Below are 243 nucleotides of genomic sequence, written 5' to 3' on the forward strand. Positions count from 1 at the left end.
GGTGTAGCTCAGCTGGCTAGAGCGTACGGTTCATACCCGTGAGGTCGGGGGTTCGATCCCCTCCGCCGCTACCATAAAGGACCTTTAGCTCAGCTGGTTAGAGCAGACGGCTCATAACCGTCCGGTCGTAGGTTCGAGTCCTACAAGGTCCACCATTAGACGTATATATCTCGGAGGTATACCCAAGTTCGGCTGAAGGGATCGGTCTTGAAAACCGACAGGCGGCGAGAGTCGCGCGGGGGT

General features: G+C 57.2%; 1 tRNA gene. It reads left to right on the forward strand.

Going from position 1 to position 243, the window contains the following annotated elements:
* The first annotated feature begins 78 nt into the window (after window positions 1-78).
* Window positions 79-155: transfer RNA gene (locus tag QO049_RS30670), tRNA-Ile, on the forward strand.
* Window positions 156-243: the final 88 nt, after the last annotated feature.

The organism is Bacillus sp. RB3 (genome assembly GCF_030164735.1).
GTDB classification, from domain to species: Bacteria; Bacillota; Bacilli; order Bacillales; family Bacillaceae_G; genus Bacillus_A; species Bacillus_A cereus.